The sequence below is a fragment of the Pseudomonas sp. Irchel s3a12 genome (assembly GCF_900187485.1).
In the GTDB taxonomy this organism is placed as follows: Bacteria; Pseudomonadota; Gammaproteobacteria; order Pseudomonadales; family Pseudomonadaceae; genus Aquipseudomonas; species Aquipseudomonas neuropathica.
This window is the reverse complement of record NZ_FYDN01000017.1, coordinates 1-18934: the sequence shown is the minus strand read 5'-3', so window position 1 is coordinate 18934 and position 18934 is coordinate 1. Positions and strand designations below refer to the sequence as shown.

Annotated in this window: 22 protein-coding genes and 2 pseudogenes; 7 read left to right on the top strand and 17 right to left on the bottom strand. The window is 54.0% G+C overall.

The features are described 5' to 3' along the window. The first annotated feature begins 192 nt into the window (after positions 1-192). Both CKW14_RS25085 and CKW14_RS25080 read left to right on the top strand, forming a co-directional pair. Positions 193-894, top strand: a complete 702-nt coding sequence (locus tag CKW14_RS25085) for a response regulator transcription factor (protein ID WP_007912171.1) — start codon at positions 193-195, stop codon at positions 892-894. 4 nt (positions 895-898) lie between these two features. Next, entirely contained in the window at positions 899-2200 is a 1302-nt protein-coding gene (locus CKW14_RS25080; RefSeq protein ID WP_095126333.1) for an ATP-binding protein, read from the top strand. Positions 2201-2327: 127 nt separating this feature from the next. On the opposite strand, the gene pncA is transcribed toward CKW14_RS25080, so the two are convergent. The 4 genes from pncA to CKW14_RS25060 all read right to left on the bottom strand — a co-directional run bounded on the left by pncA (position 2328) and on the right by CKW14_RS25060 (position 4842). Continuing rightward, on the bottom strand, positions 2328-2954 hold the full coding sequence (pncA, locus tag CKW14_RS25075) for a bifunctional nicotinamidase/pyrazinamidase (protein ID WP_095126332.1): 627 nt from the start codon (positions 2952-2954) through the stop codon (positions 2328-2330). Positions 2955-3001: 47 nt separating this feature from the next. Further along, positions 3002-3763, bottom strand: a complete 762-nt coding sequence (locus CKW14_RS25070) for a transcriptional regulator (RefSeq protein WP_095126331.1) — start codon at positions 3761-3763, stop codon at positions 3002-3004. Continuing rightward, a complete protein-coding gene (locus CKW14_RS25065) occupies positions 3760-4245 on the bottom strand; it encodes an RNA polymerase sigma factor (protein WP_371857763.1) in 486 nt (161 codons plus the stop codon). Before CKW14_RS25065 ends, CKW14_RS25070 begins: the two co-directional genes overlap by 4 nt. Positions 4246-4308: 63 nt before the next feature. Beyond that, the gene (locus CKW14_RS25060) at positions 4309-4842 is read right to left on the bottom strand and encodes a tetratricopeptide repeat protein (RefSeq protein ID WP_095126330.1); all 534 of its coding nucleotides are present in this window, start codon (positions 4840-4842) and stop codon (positions 4309-4311) included. 159 nt (positions 4843-5001) lie between these two features. Between CKW14_RS25060 and CKW14_RS25055 the strand changes: the two genes are divergently transcribed. Then, positions 5002-5775, top strand: coding sequence for a class I SAM-dependent methyltransferase (locus CKW14_RS25055; protein ID WP_095126329.1), 774 nt, complete (start codon positions 5002-5004; stop codon positions 5773-5775). Between the two features lie 120 nt (positions 5776-5895). On the opposite strand, the gene CKW14_RS25050 is transcribed toward CKW14_RS25055, so the two are convergent. Further along, positions 5896-6234 (bottom strand): DUF2834 domain-containing protein, encoded by a 339-nt coding sequence (locus CKW14_RS25050; RefSeq protein ID WP_095050878.1) that lies wholly within the window; start codon positions 6232-6234, stop codon positions 5896-5898. Between the two features lie 375 nt (positions 6235-6609). Here CKW14_RS25050 and ilvA point away from each other — a divergent pair. Continuing rightward, positions 6610-7605: pseudogene (gene ilvA / locus CKW14_RS25045) on the top strand (threonine ammonia-lyase, biosynthetic); the annotation flags it as partial. A gap of 30 nt (positions 7606-7635) precedes the next feature. Here ilvA and CKW14_RS25040 read toward each other — a convergent pair. After that, positions 7636-7941, bottom strand: coding sequence for an NIPSNAP family protein (locus CKW14_RS25040; protein WP_095126327.1), 306 nt, complete (start codon positions 7939-7941; stop codon positions 7636-7638). Between the two features lie 21 nt (positions 7942-7962). After that, entirely contained in the window at positions 7963-8448 is a 486-nt protein-coding gene (gene eco, locus CKW14_RS25035; protein ID WP_095050876.1) for a serine protease inhibitor ecotin, read from the bottom strand. Between the two features lie 367 nt (positions 8449-8815). On the opposite strand from eco, the gene CKW14_RS25030 reads away from it, so the two are divergent. Next, entirely contained in the window at positions 8816-9085 is a 270-nt protein-coding gene (locus tag CKW14_RS25030; protein ID WP_007912157.1) for a DUF1652 domain-containing protein, read from the top strand. On the opposite strand, the gene CKW14_RS25025 is transcribed toward CKW14_RS25030, so the two are convergent. Together CKW14_RS25025 and CKW14_RS25020 are read right to left on the bottom strand one after the other, a co-directional pair. After that, positions 9082-9480 carry a hypothetical protein gene (locus CKW14_RS25025; protein ID WP_095126326.1) on the bottom strand — a complete coding sequence of 133 codons (399 nt, stop codon included), beginning with the start codon at positions 9478-9480 and terminating at the stop codon, positions 9082-9084. The two genes, CKW14_RS25030 and CKW14_RS25025, sit on opposite strands and share 4 nt — an antisense overlap. Positions 9481-9569: 89 nt before the next feature. Continuing rightward, a complete protein-coding gene (locus tag CKW14_RS25020; RefSeq protein ID WP_095126325.1) occupies positions 9570-9839 on the bottom strand; it encodes a DUF2790 domain-containing protein in 270 nt (89 codons plus the stop codon). Between the two features lie 14 nt (positions 9840-9853). Here CKW14_RS25020 and CKW14_RS25015 point away from each other — a divergent pair, with 14 nt between their 5' ends. Together CKW14_RS25015 and CKW14_RS25010 are read left to right on the top strand one after the other, a co-directional pair. Further along, positions 9854-10252, top strand: coding sequence for a hypothetical protein (locus tag CKW14_RS25015; protein WP_095126324.1), 399 nt, complete (start codon positions 9854-9856; stop codon positions 10250-10252). 78 nt (positions 10253-10330) lie between these two features. Beyond that, a complete protein-coding gene (locus tag CKW14_RS25010; protein ID WP_038368500.1) occupies positions 10331-10627 on the top strand; it encodes a hypothetical protein in 297 nt (98 codons plus the stop codon). Positions 10628-10693: 66 nt separating this feature from the next. Here the strand turns inward: CKW14_RS25010 and CKW14_RS25005 are convergent, their stop codons facing one another. From CKW14_RS25005 to CKW14_RS24970, 8 genes and pseudogenes are all read right to left on the bottom strand, one after another. Continuing rightward, entirely contained in the window at positions 10694-11464 is a 771-nt protein-coding gene (locus tag CKW14_RS25005; protein ID WP_095126323.1) for a PoNe immunity protein domain-containing protein, read from the bottom strand. Beyond that, entirely contained in the window at positions 11439-12248 is an 810-nt protein-coding gene (locus CKW14_RS25000; RefSeq protein ID WP_095126322.1) for a PoNe immunity protein domain-containing protein, read from the bottom strand. Before CKW14_RS25000 ends, CKW14_RS25005 begins: the two co-directional genes overlap by 26 nt. A 31-nt stretch (positions 12249-12279) precedes the next feature. Further along, on the bottom strand, positions 12280-13302 hold the full coding sequence (locus CKW14_RS24995; protein ID WP_095126321.1) for a type VI immunity family protein: 1023 nt from the start codon (positions 13300-13302) through the stop codon (positions 12280-12282). A gap of 310 nt (positions 13303-13612) precedes the next feature. Then, positions 13613-14596: a type VI immunity family protein gene (locus tag CKW14_RS24990; protein ID WP_371857762.1), complete on the bottom strand. Its 984-nt coding sequence runs from the start codon at positions 14594-14596 to the stop codon at positions 13613-13615. After that, complete coding sequence (locus tag CKW14_RS24985; RefSeq protein ID WP_095126320.1) at positions 14589-15371, bottom strand: PoNe immunity protein domain-containing protein; 783 nt, start codon at positions 15369-15371, stop codon at positions 14589-14591. The genes CKW14_RS24990 and CKW14_RS24985 overlap by 8 nt, the downstream gene beginning before the upstream one ends. Before the next feature lie 202 nt (positions 15372-15573). Beyond that, positions 15574-16515 carry a PoNe immunity protein domain-containing protein gene (locus tag CKW14_RS24980; RefSeq protein WP_095126319.1) on the bottom strand — a complete coding sequence of 314 codons (942 nt, stop codon included), beginning with the start codon at positions 16513-16515 and terminating at the stop codon, positions 15574-15576. A 3-nt stretch (positions 16516-16518) separates the two neighbouring features. After that, on the bottom strand, positions 16519-18081 hold the full coding sequence (locus CKW14_RS24975; RefSeq protein ID WP_095126318.1) for a hypothetical protein: 1563 nt from the start codon (positions 18079-18081) through the stop codon (positions 16519-16521). Continuing rightward, positions 18078-18934, bottom strand: a pseudogene (locus CKW14_RS24970) (type VI secretion system tip protein VgrG); the annotation flags it as partial. The pseudogene CKW14_RS24970 and the gene CKW14_RS24975, both read right to left, overlap by 4 nt.

Here is an 18934-nt window from a genome sequence, read left to right as displayed (position 1 = left end):
TGTGAAATTGTGTAAGGGTTTTGCTCAGGGATGGGCGAGGGCGTATATCCTTCAGGTCTTGAAATTTATTGCGACAGATAGATAGCTTTCGCGAGCAGGCTCGCTCCCACAGGGGATCGCATTCCAAGTGTGGGAGCGAGCCTGCTCGCGAATGGGCCTTATCAGTCGCCACAGCACTTTCTGGATCACCCCATGCCCAACATCCTCCTGGTCGAAGACGACACCGCCCTCGCCGAACTGATTTCCAGCTACCTGGAGCGCAACGGATATTCCGTCAGCGTGATCGGCCGTGGTGACCATGTGCGCGAGCGGGCGCGAGTCAATCCGCCGGATCTGGTGATCCTCGACCTGATGCTGCCCGGCCTTGATGGCCTGCAAGTCTGCCGTTTATTGCGCGCCGATTCGGCGACGTTGCCGATCCTGATGCTGACGGCTCGCGATGACAGTCACGATCAAGTGCTGGGCCTGGAAATGGGCGCCGACGATTACGTCACCAAACCCTGCGAGCCGCGCGTGTTGTTGGCACGGGTGCGCACCTTGTTGCGCCGCAGCAGCCTCGGCGAACCGCTGACCGCCAATGACCGCATTCTCATGGGCAATCTGTGCATCGACCTGTCCGAGCGCACCGTGACGTGGCGCGATCAGCCGGTCGAGCTGTCCAGCGGCGAATACAACTTGCTCGTGGTGCTGGCTCGCCATGCCGGCGAAGTGTTGAGCCGCGATCAGATCCTGCAACGCCTGCGCGGGATTGAATTCAACGGCACCGATCGCTCGGTGGACGTGGCGATTTCCAAGCTGCGCCGCAAGTTCGACGACCATGCGGGCGAGGCGCGCAAGATCAAGACCGTGTGGGGCAAGGGCTATCTGTTCAGCCGCTCAGAGTGGGAATGCTGAGCTGATGTTTCGCATCCTGTTTCGCCTGTATCTGGTGACGATCGTCTCCTACAGCGCGGCGATCTATCTGGTGCCGGATCTGGTGGTCATGGCGTTCCGGGATCGCTTCGTCACTTACAACCTCGATTATTCGCGCGGTCTGCAATCGTTGATTACCCGTCAGTTTCACGCCGTGCCGCACGAGCAGTGGCCGGCGCTGGCGGCGTCGATGGACAAGGATTTCCAGCCGCTGCACATCGCCCTCGCGCGGATCGACGATGCCGGGTTCACCGCTCTCGAGCAGCAACGCCTGCGCCGTGGTGAAAACGTCGTACGCATTGGCGACTGGGGCTGGCGCACGTTGGCGGTGACGCCGCTGGACGACACCACCGCCGTGCAAATGGTCGTGCCGCCGGATCCGCTGGACGTCAATCTGTTGTACTGGAGCATCAACGTCCTGATCGGCGCGAGTCTGCTCGCCTGCCTGTTGATGTGGCTGCGCCCGCATTGGCGTGATCTGGAACGCCTCAAAGGCACTGCCGAACGCTTCGGTAAAGGTCACTTGAGCGAGCGCACAAAAATCGCTCCGAGCTCCAACATCGGCAGCCTCGCCAATGTTTTCGACACCATGGCGGGCGATATCGAAAACCTGCTCAATCAGCAGCGTGACCTGCTCAACGCCGTGTCCCATGAACTGCGTACGCCACTGACTCGTCTGGATTTCGGCCTGGCTCTCGCCCTGTCCGATGACTTGCCGAGCGCCAGCCGCGAGCGCTTGTTGGGCCTGGTCGCGCACATTCGTGAGCTGGATGAGTTGGTACTGGAATTGCTCTCTTACAGCCGTTTGCAGAACCCGGCGCAACTGCCGGAGCAGGTCGAGGTGTCGCTGGATGAGTTCATCGACAGCATTCTGGGCAGTGTCGATGAAGAGCTGGAGTCGCCGGAGATCGTCATCGATGTGTTGCTGCACGGTCAGCTCGAACGCTTCTCGCTCGATCCACGCCTGACCGCGCGGGCGATCCAGAACCTGCTGCGCAATGCCATGCGCTATTGCGAAAAACGCATTCAGATTGGCGTGCAGGTCAATGCCGAGGGCTGTGAGATCTGGGTCGATGATGACGGCATCGGTATTCCCGATGATGAGCGAGAGCGGATTTTCGAGCCGTTCTATCGACTTGATCGCAGTCGGGATCGGGCTACGGGTGGGTTTGGTCTTGGTCTGGCGATCAGCCGTCGCGCGCTGGAAGCACAGGGCGGCACACTGACCGTTGAGTCTTCACCGTTGGGCGGGGCACGTTTCCGGCTGTGGTTGCCCAATAACGCCTGAGCTGCGTGACGCTGAAAATGTACCTGTGGAAGCGAGCCTGCTCGCGAAGGCGTCGGGTCAGTCAACGCATACTTGGCTGACATACCGCCTTCGCGAGCAGGCTCGCTCCTACAGGGAATTGCGTTGTTCAGACCAGCTCTGTGGATTGAATCAACCCGACCCCGGCACTTTGCATCCGCTCAATCGCTGCCGCCAGTGATCCATTCAGATCGATCGCCCGGCACGCATCCAGCACCACATAAGTATTGAACCCCGCCGCCCGTGCATCCAGCGCCGAAAACATCACGCAGAAATCCAGCGCCAGCCCCACCATGTAGACCGTATCGATCCCGCGCTCTTTCAGGTAGCCGGACAGCCCCGTGGTGGTATGACGATCGGCCTCCAGAAAGGCCGAATAGCTGTCGATATCCGGATTGCAGCCCTTGCGAATGATCAGTTGGGCGTGAGGCAGGTCAAGTTCCCGGTGAAACTCGGCCCCCGGTGTCGATTGCACACAATGGTCGGGCCAGAGCGTCTGCTCGCCATAAGGCAACTGGATGACATCGTAGGGCTGGTGCCCGGGATGACTGGACGCGAATGAGGCGTGACCGGTCGGATGCCAGTCCTGTGCGACGACAACCTGGGTGAACTGGCGGGCGAGCCGGTTGATCAGCGGTACAATCAGGTCTCCTTCGGGGACCGCTAATCGACCGCCGGGGGTGAAGTCGTTTTGAACGTCGATCACCAGTAAGGCAGAACGGGATGAATCTGGCATCGTGGAGGCATCCTCGGAAAAAATACGCGCTGAGCATAGTGCAGGAACTAGCTGGTGATTAAGCGGCTTTTTAACAGTTTTGCCTTGTCTTCCAGCGCTATCGGGGCGTCGTGTCCGATCAGCATCCAGGCGTGTTCACGTTCAGTCCAATACACCACGTTCATCTCACGCCGACGCTCATGGGCCAACGGCTGACTGCCGCTGTTCGAGCGGGTCACACACAGCGCCAATGGCCCATGTTTCGCATCCAGATAAACGATCTGCGCAATCGGTACGCCGTCGTACTCCAGCATCTGCGCCCGTTTGAATTCGGCATCAGGCAGCTTCAAAGTGGCTGGCGCAAGGTTCAGGCCCAGGCGCGCATCGACGGTGCGCAGTTGCACGCGTTGGGAGGCTTCGTCGGTGGGCAGGTGATCGAGCGTTTGCGGCACATACAGCGCCATGTAATCGCCCACCAATGCCCGCCAGTTGTTCGATTGCGCGGCGTGCCAGCCGAGGAATAACCGGTCGGCCAACACGCCACCGGCCAACAGCGCAGCGGCGGCGCCACCGATAAACCAGCGGCGATTGAAGCCCGGAGGCTGCGGCGCTGGAATGGCGTCCAGCCGCGCTTGCAGACGCTCCAGCGGGGCCTGTTGCGCCAGCTCGTCATAGGCTTTCTTGTACGGCAGGTTGCTGCGGCTGAGCCATTGCACGCGCAGACTCAGCAGTGAGTCTTCGGCAATGGCGTTGTCGAGTTGATGGCGATAGTCGCCGTCGAGTTCGCCGTCGAGGTAGGCGACCAGTTGCTCATCCGAAGGTGGGTTCATGATCGGTCTCCTTCGGTGGATTTCGGCACGGTCTGCAGCGGTGGGTATTCAGCGAGTTTGAGGCGGGCGGTGGCCAGACGGCTCATGACCGTGCCGATCGGCACTTGCAGGATTTCAGCGACTTCGCGGTAGGACAAGCCTTCGACATAGGCCAAATACACTGTTTCGCGCTGGGTTTCCGGCAGCGCGTCGACGCGGCGAATTACTTGCGCGGCCATCACATGCGTTTGTGCGGCGTACTCACCATCGAACGCCAGTTGACCATCGGCATCGACCTGCCCCGTCCCCTGACGCACGCGACGAGCGCGTACTTCATTGAGCCAGATCGAATGCAGAATGCTCAGCAACCAGCGATCCATGCGCGTACCGTCGAGGTATTGACCGGCGCGCTCCAGCGCTCGCACACACGTGGCCTGCACCAGATCCTCGGCCAAATGCCGATTGCGCGACAGCAACAAACCGTAGCGCCACAATCGCGCCAGATGCTGTCCGAGTTCTGCTCTGAATGCCTGATCGTTGACGATGATGGCGGCCCTTATAAGTGTTCAGGTTTTCGATGAGTCGTTGATGGCTTCGGCCAGGTCCTGGTATTCCTCGCAGGACGTGCCGCAAATCGATTGGATCTGCCGCAACTGCTCCTGCGCCAGGTCAACGCGGCCTTTGATCACATAGGCCTCGCCGAGGTATTCGCGCACTTGCGCGTACTGCGGATCGAGTTTCACCGATTGCAGGTAATAACCGATGCCCTCGTCAGTGCGCCCTAGCTTGCGCGTGGCGTAACCGCGATAGTTGAGGGCCTTGGCGGTGTGCGGTTGCTTGAGCGTATCGAGCAGTGCCAGGGCTTCATCGTAGCGACCGGCCTTGGCGAGGCGATAGGCGTAATCGGTACGGTCAGCGTCCGGCAGCAGGCTGCTGGTTTGCAGTACGCACTTCTGCGTTTTGCTGTCCCAGACCTGGCCTTTCGGGCATTCCGGCTTCTGCACCGGCGCGTCTTCATCGCCATTGGCCAGGGCTAATTGGCTGGACATCGCCGCGACCAGTAACAACGGGGCGGCGAACATAACGGAACGGATAGTCATGGGCAAGGCTCCACAGAAAGTTATGTTTCACTTTGAACACTACAGGGTGAATTTTTATTCATTGCTTTATCAGTGACTGTTCAAGTTCAGCGTAAATTCAAGCGCTATGCTCGTCAGCGTCTGCCGTCGATCCGATGTTTTGCCGTAAGGAGCGTTGCCATGACCGACCACGTCCATCACTCAGCCGCTGCCGGCTACAAAACGGCTGCCGACACCTATGTGAAAGGTCGGCCGGACTATCCGCCGCAGGTCAGTGGGTGGTTGGCCGCGACTCTGGGCCTGGATGGGCACAAGACTGTAATCGATCTGGGCGCCGGTACTGGCAAGTTCACCGGACTTCTGGTGGCGACCGGTGCGCAAGTGATCGCGGTTGAGCCGGTGGCGCAAATGCTGGAAAAGCTCTCGGACGCCTGGCCTGACGTGCTAGCCGTGAGCGGCACGGCGACTGACTTGCCGTTGCCCGACGCTTCCGTGGATGTGGTGATTTGCGCGCAAGCGTTTCACTGGTTCGCCAGTGCCGAGGCGCTGACGGATATCGCCCGGGTGCTCAAGCCCGGTGGCAAGTTGGGGTTGATCTGGAATTTGCGCGACACCCAGGTCAGTTGGGTGCCGAAACTGGACGCCATCGTCAACGCGCTGGAGGGTGACACGCCACGCTATTACACCGGCGTCTGGCGCACAGCGTTTCCGCACCCGGCGTTCGCGCCTCTGCAGGTCGAGCGGTTTCACCATGGTCATACGGGCTCGCCGGAAGACGTGATCTTCAATCGAGTGCGCTCGACCAGTTTCATCGCCGCGCTGCCGGAGGCGCAGCGGGCGAAGGTCGATGAGCAGATTCATGCGTTAATCGCCACAGAGCCGGAACTGCGTGGCAGGGATGTGGTGACGGTGCCGTATGAAACGGCGGCGTTCGTCGCCGTAAAAAAGGGCTGAATGCCACGACATTCCAGTGTAGGAGTGAGCCTGCTCGCGATAGCGGAGTGTCAGTTACCTCATTTTTGGCTGACACTCCGCTATCGCGAGCAGGCTCACTCCTACAGGGTTTTCAGGTGTTCATAGTATCTGGCTGCACTTTGCCACCGCCTTGCGCCGTTCGCGAACCCCACGCACCACCAGATACAACAACGGCCCGATCGATACGAAAACCGCCGTCAACAACAAATAAGGCAGCACCGACCAAATCGACTGCCCACGCGACCGGGCATCCTTGACCATCCACACGCCCGCCAGCGTGGCCAGCAGATACAGATCAATCACCACCTGCGCGGTATCGGGCCGCGACATCAGGCTGATGCCAAAGTCGATCAACGACTGTTCAGCCTGGAGCATCACCGAAACGGTGTAACCGCTAAACGCGAGCAAAGCCGCGAGGGGCAGGGCGATCGACATCATGCATTCCTTCCGTGGTGTGATGAGAGAGTCGCCAGACTAACGCTGCCGCGCAAAATTGGCCATTGACTCGGCAATAGCGCACAGGCTAATTTCCAGCCCATGACTTCGACTGTATCGCGCTGCCAGCCAATGATTATTACCGCCATTCCTCATTTGGCGGGCTAGCTCACGACTGCAGCACCCAACCCGCCCTAGAGGCGGGTTTTTACTTTCTGTCTCCGGGGTTTTTGAAGTGTGGCTCATGTAGGAGCTGCCGAAGGCTCGGGCCGCGATCGGACGATCTTTTGATCTTGTTTTTGATTTAGAAAAACCAAAGTCAAAAGATCGCAGCCTTCGGCAGCTCCTACAGGGACCGTGTGAAATTCTGCCAAGGAGATGTTCATGAGTTACACATACGATCAGCAAACCCTGCTTGAGCACTACGTGAAAAAGATCCTCGCCGCGCCGGTGTACGACATCGCGGTGCGCACGCCTTTGCAAGCGGCGCCGGCGCTGTCGGAGGCGCTGGGCAACCGGATTCTGCTCAAGCGTGAAGACCTGCAACCGACGTTCTCCTTCAAGATCCGTGGCGCCTACAACAAACTGGTGCAATTGAGTGATGAACAGAAGGCGCGCGGGGTAATCACCGCATCGGCCGGCAATCACGCGCAAGGCGTGGCGTTGGCCGCGCGCGAACTGGGGATCGCGGCGACCATCGTCATGCCAGCGACAACGCCGGAACTGAAAGTGCTCGGTGTGCGCAGTCGTGGCGCTGAAGCGCTGCTGCATGGCGAGAGTTTCCCGTTCGCCCTGGCGCATGCGCTGCAACTGGCAGAACAGAGCGGACGCACCTTCGTGTCACCGTTCGATGACCCGGAGGTGATCGCCGGGCAGGGCACCGTGGCGATGGAAATCCTCCGCCAGCATCAAGGTTCGCTGGATGCGATTTTTATCCCGGTAGGTGGTGGCGGTCTGATCGCCGGCATCGCGGCCTACGTCAAATACCTGCGCCCGGAAGTGCGGATCATCGGCGTTGAATCGGAACATTCAGCGTGCCTGAAGGCTGCGCTCGAAGCTGATCAACGCGTCGTGCTGCCCACTGTGGGGACGTTCGCCGATGGCGTGGCGGTAGCGCAGATCGGCGCGTTCGGGTTTGAGGTCTGCCGCTTTTGCGTCGACGAGGTGATCACCGTCAGCAACGACGACCTCTGCGCAGCGATCAAGAATATCTACGACGATACCCGCTCGATCACCGAACCTTCCGGCGCGCTGGCCGTGGCGGGGATCAAGCAATACGTCGCGCGGACCGGGGTGCGCGAGCAGACATTCGTGGCGATCGACTCGGGCGCGAATATCAACTTCGACAGCCTGCGCCATGTCGCCGAGCGCGCCGCAGTCTGCAGCGTCTCGGCGTGAAGCGGCTTACGGCAGCAACGGGCGCAGGAAGCTGCGCTCGTAGCTGAAGATGAACTTTTTCTCGACCAGACTGGCGACCAGTGCGGTGCTTTCCGGGTCAGTCATCGCGATGTGCCGATAGCTTTCGTAATCCGCCAGTGACGGAAAGCTGAACAGGCAATAAGCGATGTTGCTCGCGCCCTCGGACGGCAAAAAGTAGCCGTGATGCGTGCCGCCCAAGCGCTCGACGATGCCAAGCCAGGCCTTGGCGTAGGCCTCGAACTCGGGCAATTGGTACGGATCAATGACATATCGGACGTGGCAGGTAATCAAGCAACGCACTCCTTGTTCGGATTATTCCTGCAGGGCTGTACCGACTTTTTCCGACGCCGACCAGATGCGATAACGCACTTCGACGTCCGACGGCGCATACACCACGACCGGCAACTTGCTGTTGTACCGCAGCATGAAACCGTCACCAACGACCGGCACGAAGGCGCGTTTCTTCTGGCTGCCGGGCGGGCAGGCCATCATCGTGCTCATCGGGCCGATGACCTTTTCCAGTCGATAGAACGGATAACCCCAGCCTTCAAGATTCTTCTCATCGAGAACACCGCCCAAACGCTGGCGATTGCAGTCCACTTCAAGGGTTTTGCCGGCGAGGATTTCCACCTGGAAGTTTTCTTCCTGCTCTTGCTTGGGCAAATGAATAACCTGGCGGGTGAACCCGGCTTCAGCCTTCGGGTACGGCGCGACGTCTTCAAGCTTGGCGGCGTGGGCGAGGGTGGACAGGCTGGCGATGAACAGCCCGGTGGTCGCGTAAACGCGTAAAGAACCCATGGAAGCCTCCGTGCGGGTGTAGGGTGGATAACGGGCATTCTTACCGTCATGGGCCGTGATTGCAAACCAGCGTCGAGTTGCAAATTGCAGTACCCGCCGAGGCCATTCTTGCAATTTGCAAGTAGCCAAATACTGGCACCGCCGCCAAGTGCTTGATTTCATGAGGGTGAAAATGAACCGATGAAAGGCACGCTTTATGCGTCTTTTCAGTGCGGCGCACCGGCCTTGGGCGCCTACACTCCAATGGGCATTTCGCAGTACCACCGCTTGTCGCACCAGGGAAACAGCGGGGACACACCCGTGCAGGGGCAGCAACGGTCAGCGTGAATACTTGATTGGCATCTCACAGTAAGGAGAGGGTTTCGCCATGTTTCTGTCTGCCTTGGAACTACGCAATATCATTGAAAGCAGTTTTCTGCCGAAACGCTGCCAGTGCACGCTGTCGCCGGACTTGTCGATGACCGTCAAGGTTTTCGGCGATCACCAGACCGATCAAGTCGATCTGTTGGTCAGTGGCATCGACGCCAGCCACCTCAATGGCTGTCGTGAAATCAACGAACTGATCGCCGGGCTGCGCTCGGATCTGAACCAGCAAACTGTGCAACATCACTACAGCCCACGCTCCAGAGTCGTTTAACGCACCGTTTCACCCAGTTCGACCGTCACGCGCCGGGCCTGCACAAAACCAAGGCCCAGCGCGAACTCGACCAGCACCGCGAGCAAAATCCCGGGGCCGGCATGGCCGTTCAGCCATTCCGCAAAACCCAGCACCGCCAAACCAAAACAACCGACGATAAACCCGTTGCTCAGCGCATTGCGCCCCAGCGACGGCGGCGCGTTGCGCACCAGATAAAACATCACCCCCAACGCCGCAAACAGCACCGCACTGCGCCGCGCGACAAACCCGGCAGCGTCGGAATACTCGATGCTCCAGATCGCCAGCAGCCTCTCCGGGAAAACGCCCCAAGCCAACGCCAGCAAAAAACACAACGAACACGTGAAGCCCGACAACGAGCGAAACGACAACTGCATGGCGAATCCTTGCGGCAGTGAGGAGGGCTCCGAGCATAACCGCCGAAACTCCCCACGCCTACCGCAAACCCGCAAATCAGACGTTTCTGTCAGTTCTGGAAGTTGCACGCGTCAGACAATTTCCGGTAGCTGATTTCTTCAGGCTTACCGGCATTGTCGATGTACTTCATATCGGCCGTGACCACTTTGCACAGTTGCGTTGGCGGCTCGGTCAACGACACCACTTTGGCCACATGCAGCGGCATGCCGTACTCATACGGCACGGCTTTGGAAGTGGAAGAGGTGTCATTGGCCTGGGCCAGCCCGGCAAACGCGGCGCAGGCGAGGGCGGCAGTGAGCAATAAAGGACGAATGTTCATGAAAGGACTCCCGAGTGGCGGTTCTAGCGTTCGGCGTGATGCACCCGAACCTGCCGCACTGGGCAACAGCCAGAATGGCTGAGGGCGTGCGGTTCAGTAGAGTTTTTGACCACGGCGTTAAGAGATGGTTAACCGAGCTGAACGCCGGCTGTCAGGGAGTGCGGCGGTTTTCTCAGGAAGGTTTGGCGAATTCCTACAAAGGCTGGTGCCTTGTCTGCTTTCGGCGGCTGGAGCGGGGCGGTTATTGTCGGTTGCCGCTGCAAAATCAGTGGTTCGGGTTTGGTCACCCGGGAATAATCGATTGCATATGTGCCATCATTTGCACCGCGGAGTTCTTTGACCGTGAAGTGCATAGCTGTGGCGGCCGTGTGCAGGACGCCTTCGGGCGAGCTGAGTTGATTGTTCTCGGTTGACCAAGCCTGTACACGGTCCGCCTCCCACCGTTTGGTCACGGTGTCGGCGGTTACTTTTGAAACAATCGAGTAATCAATATGCCAATAATCAAACTGCTACAAAACCGCTATCTCCCCCTCAGCAGCAACGTCACCGAAACCCCGACACTGCTCATCGACACCCAAGCCAACCCGAAAGACATCCTCGAAGCCGCCGTCCAGCGCATCCGCGCCGCCGCCGACCTGCTCGAAACCCTGCATTGCCTGTGCTTCAAGCACGCCGACGTGCAAGACATTCCACACATTACCCATGCGCTTTACCTGCTGACGCAGGATGGCAATGATTTGCTGCAGGTGGCGCAGCAGCAGATGTTGAACTGGAAAGCGCCTGCTTGAGTTCACCACTCAAAAAAGCCTGCCGTCGAAAGAGGGCAGGCTGAGGGGCTGCGGGATTCGAAAAGCTCATTGTGGTTGCTGGCTGCGAGCGTATTCGACCAGATCCTTGGGGTAGACCATGTGATCGATTTTGCTGTCGTCAATGCCATACAGAAAGGCAACAGCGCCTGCTTCAAATGCCCAATACCCTACGTAGGTTCCTTCCTCTCCTTGAAGATGGGAATCGTGCCAAGGGGCTTGCTTGAAGGCTCGATACCATTGCTGGCAGTATTTTTTAATAAGTTTAGGCGGTTCGCCTTTCGTGTCGCTGTAGATTGCTTGGATAAGTAGTGTATAGACGTCGTGATACCACTCATCTATGTCGCGCCGATGTGGAATAAATGTGTTTAGCAAAGCCTCATAAAGGGTGTCTTCACCTGCATATCCTGCGTCGTCAATGAGTTTGACAAAGCGTAGGAGCAGGTCAGTCCGATGTAAAAGTATGCAAAGACTGATGACTTGAACGGCTTCTTCGTACTGATTGGGCCAATCATCGATTGCCAGAGGAGAAATGTTCGGCACGCCTAAATGCTCGGCCAAAGTCTTTTGGCGAATTTCATATTTCTCTATCAGCTCTTCAAGTATAGGAATAAGTTTTTCTATACGCTCGCCTGCTGTATAGGTGGCAAATAACTTTTCCAAAGCAAGCGTCTGGAAATATCTTGCGCGCTGAGATGCTTCTTCTAATGCGGAGTCTGATTTGAATTTGTTTGTTGAGAACAAATTTAGAAGCTCGTCATATTCCCTGAGGAAATTTTCATAGCGTGCGGCGCTAAAGAGTGTCTGTCTTATGTTCATGAGTATTTTGCTCCAATCGAATGGCCACATTTCTGGCGTATTCGACTAAGTCCTTTGGATAAACCATGTGATCCATTTTGCTGTCATCTATCCCATATAAAAATGCGATAGCTCCTGCTTCTATAGCCCAGTACCCTACGTAATTACCATCTTCGCCCTGTAAGTGCGAATCGTGCCATGGAGCTTGCTTGAATGCCGGATACCAACTTTCGCAGTATCTTTTTAATAGATTTGAGGCTTCGTCTTTATCTTCTTCGTAGATGGCTAGGACGAGGGGGGTGTAGACGTCGTGGTACCAACGGTCAACATCGTATCGATCCGGTAAAAGCTTGCAAAGAAGGTCCTCATATAGCGTGTCGTCGCCGGCGTACCCTGCAGGATCAGTAAGTGCAACAAAGCGTTTTAGTAAATCGGTGCGATGGAGAAGTATGCATAAACTAAATACTTGAACGCACTCTTCGTACTGATCTAACCAATCATCAATGGTTAACGGTGTTATGTTCGGAATGCCTTCATGGATAGCCAGTTTTTCTTGAAGTATTTCGTAGCCGTCGACAAGACTTTCCATCAGTGGGATTAGAGTGTCTATTTCATTTCCGGCTGTATAGCGGATAAGTATTTCTTTGAGTATCAATTTTTGGAAGTGACGAGCTCTCAGAGAGTTTTCTTGGTTCTCTGAGTCCGCCTGAAAAGTATTTTCTTCGAAGAATAAATTTGTCTTTTCCTTGTTTCTAAAAAAATTAGAATAGCGTGCCTCGCTCAAGAACTTCTGCCGTGTATTCATATAGTTTCTCTTCCTGAAAGATCCGGTGCCTCTATTCTTCAAACTGGATGCCTTCTTGAGGGCACAGTTTTCCAGATTCGACACAAGTTGGATTAGCGATAGTGTATTCTCGGTCAAATCGAGCATACCATTGCGCGGAGCTTTCTTTTTCGAAGCAGTTACCGTGTGGAGAGTAGGTATGCAACTGACTAGGTGTAGGAATGCGGAGTGATTTAACTATTTCATTGACGACTAAGTAAGAAGGTGGCGCGCCGTCCTCGATTGCACCGAGCTGAGGATAATCTCCGGCGCGGATGATCAAGCCGCGACTGTATCGCTCTATATAAACATCGTCACGACCTTTAAACGATTGACGTAGAGCATCCTCTCCACCAAGTTGCTGCACAAAATGATCACCTAACACAGTTTGCCAATTCACCCCTTTGATAGAGTCAATAAGGTGGATAGTCAAACTATGTGGCATTGAGTCAATCTCAAGCCCCAAGTAACGTCGGGCGAGTTCAAACTCTATTGGCAAATAGCTATCGAAATCATAAGGAAGAATTGTTGATAAGCCACCATACCCGTGTTCTGCATTGATTTTTGAACTCAGGAAATCTATCCAGTGATTGTATCGAGATGATCCGAGTTCGGTGGTTATAAACTGCCAAGGAAGTACGATTTTTATATATGATCGAGCATGGTCGCCGTGCAATTCCCGGCTGTTCATGGCTGAAATTCCGTAGTCTTCAGCTTGATACATGCTTGCGGCGCTGGTTAATTGCCATTCGTATTGATCATGCGGGCCTGAACGGATTATTTTTTCTACAGTCTTTTCAAAATTTTGCGATGTAAGCTTGGTGTGTTTGTCTTTGATCTGGCCTTTTAAGTGAGTGCCGAATTCTTGGTAAAAGGCCCGAAAACAATCCATTACAGCTATTTTAACGTCAGTGGTGTAACCACCTTTGAAGTAAAGTGTAGCGATCACGCCGAGTTTGACTACTGGTGTTCCGTCTGAAAGCCTAAATGACAAATCTTCGGCGCGATTCTCGAGGTTTTTAATTTTGTCGTTCACGACTGTTCTCGCCCTATAGATCGGATGGTAATAGCTTGCCTTGGCGCTAGCATGCCCTGAATTCGACTTATCAACAGACGAAACGGGTTTTTAAGTCTTCTATTCATTTTGTCTTTTTATAAATACTTGTTCAGAGTCTGACGGTGAGCTCTGAGCGAGTAGCAGCACTGCTTAGTCTTCGCCTGACCAGTACCAGAGTGTATCGCCCCAGTCGGAGTCATTGAAGCTAGGCATTAACTCGCCTTGTTTGAAAAATTTTCTCGAATTTGCTTTAGCGGGAGTGAACCAGTAACCATCTTTTGTGCACGGTTTATTTGACTCGATACGGGACGGGGGGGGCGATGCTCTCATTTTGATCAAAACGCTCGTACCAAAGGTTGGTACTTTGCTCCTCGAAGCAGTTTCCATAGGGAGAATAATGATGGAGTTGATCGGGTTCAGGATTTCGGACTAATTTCAGAATGCGATTAACCGCGATGTACGAGTCGAGACCGCCTTCACCTATCGGGCCTAACTCAGGATACTCGCCTGCTTGAATAATTACTCCGTTATCATAGTTGATAATATCGATGTTCCCACTTCCGCTTAATTTTTGTCGCAGAACGGACTCTCCGCCTAGGTTCTCGATGAATGAATTTCCAATAATTGACTGCCAGTTAACTCCTTTTATATGGTTGACCAGTTCCGATGCCAAACTATGAGGCATGGAGTCGACGTCCAATCCGCTATATTTTTGAGAAAGTTCAAATTCTATGGGCATATAGCTGTCGTAGTCGAACGGTAATATGCTCGATAAACCGCCATAGCCATGCTCTGCTTCGACCTGATTGCAAAGGTACGTTACCCATGCTTTGTAATTGCCGCGCCCTTCGTCTGTGGTAATGAACTCCCAGGGGAAGACCAACTTTATATACGAGCGTTCGCTATCCTCGTGTATTTCTCGAGAACTAAGCGTGGAAATTCCATAGCTTGCGGCTTCTTTGGTACTAGTGGCACTGGTCAGGTGCAGCTCGCAACGGTCATTACCAGATGATGTCTGGATTTTGGTGATGGCTTTTTCTAATGTTGTCGACGTTAGTGTTTTATAGCTGTCCTGAAGTAAACCTTTAAGATTGGCTCCGAATTCATCATGGAATCTTCGAAAACATTCGATGATTTTCAACTTTTTTTCGGCTGTGTAACCGTCTTTAAAGTAAACCGTAGCGATCACGCCAAGTCTCACCACCGAAGTTCCGTCCGGTAACTCGAACGATAAATCCGGCGCATATTCTAAAAGATTCTTTAGGTTATTCATTTTCTGAGTGTAGCTGATAATTTCGGGCGTATTCGACAAGGTCTTTTGGATAAACCATATGGTCAATATTGTGATCATCTATGCCGTATAGAAACGCGACAGCACCTGCCTCGAACGCCCAGTATCCAACATAGCTTCCTTCGTCACCCTGCAGATGAGAGTCGTGCCAAGGCGCTTGTTTAAATGCCGGGTACCATTCTTTGCAATATTCCGCCAACAGATCAGATGCTTCATCTTTTTCATCTGCGTAGATGGCCTGGAGAAGAGGCGTATAAACTTCGTGGTACCAGTCGTCAATGTCTTCTCTTTCGGGGAGTACTTTGCATAGAAGATCCTCATACAAAGCATCTTGACCATTGTAGCCTGCTTTATCAAAGAGTTCGACGAATCGCTTTAGTAGATCTGTGCGGCGCAGCAGTATGCATAAACTAATTACTTGAATACACTCTTCGTACTCATCTAGCCAGTCGTCAATGGCAAGAGGCGATATATCTACTATATTTTCAGATAGAGATAGTTTTTCCTGGCGGTTCTCATAGTGTGTAATGAGCTCTTCGAGAAGCGGTACTAACGAGGTTATTTCTAATCCGGCAGTATACGAGATGAACAGTTTCTTTAAGGCTACGTTTTTGAAGTGCGTAGCTCTTAATGAGGCTTCTTGCTCTGGAGTGTCTGACTCGAATGTATTGTCTGCCCAGAACTCTTTAGTTTCTTCGCTGTAGTCGAGAAAGTCGAAATATCTGGCCTCGTTTAAAAAATGTTGTCTTCTGTTCATAACAGAGTTTTTACTCAAGGGTGAAGATGATAGTGACGGCTTTTTTTGGTAAAACGCTTTTTAGTTCAATTGTAGGTGGTTTGACTTGGCTTTCATGAGGGTGGGCGGAGTAGTTGTGAAAGTTTGTCAAGTATATTGCTTCCCGTTCTTGCACGCTTCGCTCAGCGTTCAAGGGCTAGCGCCGAGCGAAGGGGAAAGCAGATTATTCCTCGCCGGACCAATACCAAATCGTATCGCCCCATTTCGAGTCGCTAATTTTTGGCATTATGTCACCTTGTAAGAAGTGAGTTCTTGACTGGGCCTGAGCGGGTGTAAACCAATATCCGGTCTTGTTACACGGTTGCCCTGCATCTATACGAGCAACTTGGGATCCGTTATCCGGTCTATAATTTCGGGCGTACTCCACTAAATCCTTTGGGTAAACCATATGGTCTATTTTGCTGTCATCTATGCCGTACAAGTAGGCAATAGCTCCTGCCTCGATAGCCCAATAACCTACATAGCTTCCCTTTTCCCCCTGTAGGTGAGTATCGTACCAGGGAGCTTGTTTAAATGCGGGATACCACTGCTTGCAGTAATCATTCAAGAATTTGGAGGATTTTTCTTTGGTGTCCGAGTATATGGCCTGGATCAGTGGTGTATATACATCGTGGTACCATCTATCGACATCGTGTCTGTTCGGTAACACGTTTCTTAATAAATCTTCGTATAGGGTGTCATCACCAGCATATCCGGCATCATCTATAAGGACTACGAAGCGCTTCAATAAATCGATACGGTGCAGGAGTATACACAAACCTATGACCTGTACGCACTCCTCATACTGGTAAGACCAATCATCGATAGCGAGAGGTGAAATTTTGGGTGCTTGTTCAAAAATCGATAATTTTTCTTGCCATATTTCGTATTTCTCTATTAGCTCCTCAAGTAGCGGAATGATGATTTCAATTTCCTCTCCCGCTGTGTAGCACGCGAAAATTTTATCGAGTAGAAGGCTTTGAAATTGCTCGGCTCGAAGTGAAGCCTCCTCTTCGGGAGAGTCTGACTCAAACGTATTTGTTTTGCAGAACTCAATAACTTCATCATATTCTTTTAAGAAATTTCTATAGTGATTTTCGCTATAGAATTTTTGTCTTTTATTCATGTTTTAGACCTCAATGGTAAGCGATTCTAGCTTTCCATACTTCTTGATTAAAGATTTTTTGCGTTTGTTTACAAAACCTTTAACCTCGTCTTCATTGTAGTGAAATGCTTTATGATTTTTGTGTGTTTCGTCATTTTTATTACCCAGACGGGCGCTTGCGTGTTCTTTAGGACTAAGGCTCGGGTGGTAGAGAGGCGAATAGAAAAGATGACGACTGTATGAACTTCTTACCTGAGCTGCTAGTGCGGGTCCAAGAACTGCATTTCTGATGTTCTTGAAGATCCACTGCTTACTCATCTGCACTAATATAACTTTTGTCTTGGGTGCTGTTGCTTGCTTTGATTTAATAGTAGTTGGCTGACCTTTGCCTGACCTGACAGGCGCCTTGCTCTGGCTACTAGCTTGATCACTTTCAATAGGTTCGATCAAGTCACTCGGGTCTGGTAGCCCGGAAATTCCAAGTTTTGAACTAACACCTGGTTTTCGAGTGTTGTTTATCTTGCGCATAAACTTTGGAGCATCTTCATCACGGCTTGCCTTAGCTTCCACGATGGCAAATTTCTTACCTTCGTTATTTGCCGGATTAGCGCGCCACACAGCATCGATGCCTGTTCCGTTCGCACCATCCGTTAGCTTGTACAGTACGTGGCTAGCCTTAGGACTTCCGCCTGCGGAAAGTTTCCCCAACTTACTGGCACTAGGTTCACCCTCAAGCCACTTCCCATCAGCACCCTTGTCATGCCCGTCCCAATCCTTGCCCCAGCCAAACTCCACTGCACAGATGTAGTCCGCAATGTGTTCGCCACTCACTCCCAAACCTTCGTTCAAAATGCTGGAAGGGGCCTGAAGGCCCATTTTCGAGGCTTCGACCTGGTTGGAGTGGGTGCCACTGGCGCCATCGGTGCCTTTCGCTGCAACCGAGGAGTCTTTGTTGGCGGGTTTTTCTGCTCTTTTCGGGTGGCTGGAGCCGGAGCCGGCTGCCGAGCTATTGCGCTGCATGCCTTTCCATTTCACCAGTCGCTTTTCAACGATCCCGACCATGGCCGGCATGTTGTCGCGGGAGGAGGCGAGGACGGTGACGACGGAGGTTTTTGCCCAGTTGGGCAGGCTCTGGAACGTCGAGGAGCCTTTGACGCCGGTGATGATTTCATCGAGTTCGCCGCGTAGCTTGCCAGCGTTGAATATCTGCTTGAGCAGTTCTTCGGGGCTGGTTTTGATTCCGCACTCTTGCAGGACGAAACGGAGCAGGTCGAACAGTACCGGGGCATAGCGCTGCGGGTCTTTATTGACGATGCGCAGGCTTTTTTTCAGGCCGTCGCCGGGGCCTGGAATCCAGCCGATGACGGCCATCAGCAGGTCAAACTGTGCGTCTTCCTTGCCATCGGTCGACTCTGCGTTGTAGAGGACGATCGCGGATTCAATGGTGTCGTAGGCATCGATGGCTTGCCCCAGGAATGGCACTGCGCCTAGCGCGATGCCTTTTGCCAGCTCAACGGCGGCTTCTTGATAGGCGGCGCTACGGTCTTCGCCGCCGTCGTTTGCGCTCTCAGCTACTGCCTCGCTCATGTCAGCCTCCCTGCGGCTTTCTCCACTAATGCTTGTAAATCAACCTGGTTCGGGTCCAGGCCGAGCTTGCGTAAATCTTCGTTAACTTTTTCGTCCGAGTTCTGCACCACCGCGACACTTTCGCGGCTGAACGGCCGTGGATCTTCGCCGTAATAGACTTTGGCCGGTCCTTTCGGCACGTCTTCCAACCGGGCGAAGCCGTCATCGTCCAGCACGCCTTCACGGGTCGAGCCATCGGCAAAATCAACGCGATAAGACGCGCCCGGCACTGGCTCCAGATTGTCGTAGTGCAAATTCAACTCAAGCCACGTCGGGTTGGCCTTGGCTTTTTCCATCAGCCTTCCGGCGATGTCTGCCGCTGCCAACCCCGGAATCAACGGCACCAAAATCCCGATCCCGGTGCCCACGCCAGGCGCGCCGCCGGTATTGACCTTCACTTCTGCGCCGCTGATGGTCACGCCGCCGGCGTCGACCTTGACGAAACTGCCGCCAGCCTTGGCGGTGAGTTCCATGCCGGCGTCTATCACGACCTTGTCGCCGGCGTGGTAGTGGATTTCGCTGCCGGCTTCGACGAATTGAGCGGTGCCGACTTTTACGTGCTGGGTCACGCCGACGGTCAGGTGCTCGTCGGCGCGCATTTCGCTGATGCGGTCCAGATGGGTGATGCGGTGTTCTTCAACCTTGAATTCGCTCAGCGTGTTGGCTTCGACGGTGTCGTGCCGTTCGTTGCCGACGCGAATCTTCTGATCGTGTTCGATGTTCTCGTCCCAATCGCGTTGGGCGTGGATGTAGATCTGCTCGACGCCTTTCTTGTCTTCGATGCGGAATTCGTTGTAGCCCTTGCCGCCCGGTG

Excerpts from the sequence above, each read along its gene's own strand:
- CKW14_RS25000 (WP_095126322.1), bottom strand. The coding sequence starts at position 12,248 with ATGAATACACGGCAGAAGTTCTTGAGCGAGGCACGCTATTCTAATTTT.
- CKW14_RS25005 (WP_095126323.1), bottom strand. The coding sequence starts at position 11,464 with ATGAACATAAGACAGACACTCTTTAGCGCCGCACGCTATGAAAATTTC.
- CKW14_RS25050 (WP_095050878.1), bottom strand. The coding sequence starts at position 6,234 with ATGATGTCGATCGCCCTGCCCCTCGCGGCTTTGCTCGCGTTTAGCGGT.
- CKW14_RS25030 (WP_007912157.1), top strand. The coding sequence starts at position 8,816 with ATGTTTCTGTCTGCCTTGGAACTACGCAATATCATTGAAAGCAGTTTT.
- CKW14_RS24975 (WP_095126318.1), bottom strand. The coding sequence starts at position 18,081 with ATGAGCGAGGCAGTAGCTGAGAGCGCAAACGACGGCGGCGAAGACCGT.
- CKW14_RS25020 (WP_095126325.1), bottom strand. The coding sequence starts at position 9,839 with ATGAACATTCGTCCTTTATTGCTCACTGCCGCCCTCGCCTGCGCCGCG.
- CKW14_RS24985 (WP_095126320.1), bottom strand. The coding sequence starts at position 15,371 with ATGAACAGAAGACAACATTTTTTAAACGAGGCCAGATATTTCGACTTT.
- pncA (WP_095126332.1), bottom strand. The coding sequence starts at position 2,954 with ATGCCAGATTCATCCCGTTCTGCCTTACTGGTGATCGACGTTCAAAAC.
- CKW14_RS24980 (WP_095126319.1), bottom strand. The coding sequence starts at position 16,515 with ATGAATAAAAGACAAAAATTCTATAGCGAAAATCACTATAGAAATTTC.
- eco (WP_095050876.1), bottom strand. The coding sequence starts at position 8,448 with ATGGGTTCTTTACGCGTTTACGCGACCACCGGGCTGTTCATCGCCAGC.
- CKW14_RS25070 (WP_095126331.1), bottom strand. The coding sequence starts at position 3,763 with ATGAACCCACCTTCGGATGAGCAACTGGTCGCCTACCTCGACGGCGAA.
- CKW14_RS24990 (WP_371857762.1), bottom strand. The coding sequence starts at position 14,596 with ATGAATAACCTAAAGAATCTTTTAGAATATGCGCCGGATTTATCGTTC.
- CKW14_RS25080 (WP_095126333.1), top strand. The coding sequence starts at position 899 with ATGTTTCGCATCCTGTTTCGCCTGTATCTGGTGACGATCGTCTCCTAC.
- CKW14_RS25010 (WP_038368500.1), top strand. The coding sequence starts at position 10,331 with ATGCCAATAATCAAACTGCTACAAAACCGCTATCTCCCCCTCAGCAGC.
- CKW14_RS25025 (WP_095126326.1), bottom strand. The coding sequence starts at position 9,480 with ATGCAGTTGTCGTTTCGCTCGTTGTCGGGCTTCACGTGTTCGTTGTGT.
- CKW14_RS25085 (WP_007912171.1), top strand. The coding sequence starts at position 193 with ATGCCCAACATCCTCCTGGTCGAAGACGACACCGCCCTCGCCGAACTG.
- CKW14_RS25060 (WP_095126330.1), bottom strand. The coding sequence starts at position 4,842 with ATGACTATCCGTTCCGTTATGTTCGCCGCCCCGTTGTTACTGGTCGCG.
- CKW14_RS25055 (WP_095126329.1), top strand. The coding sequence starts at position 5,002 with ATGACCGACCACGTCCATCACTCAGCCGCTGCCGGCTACAAAACGGCT.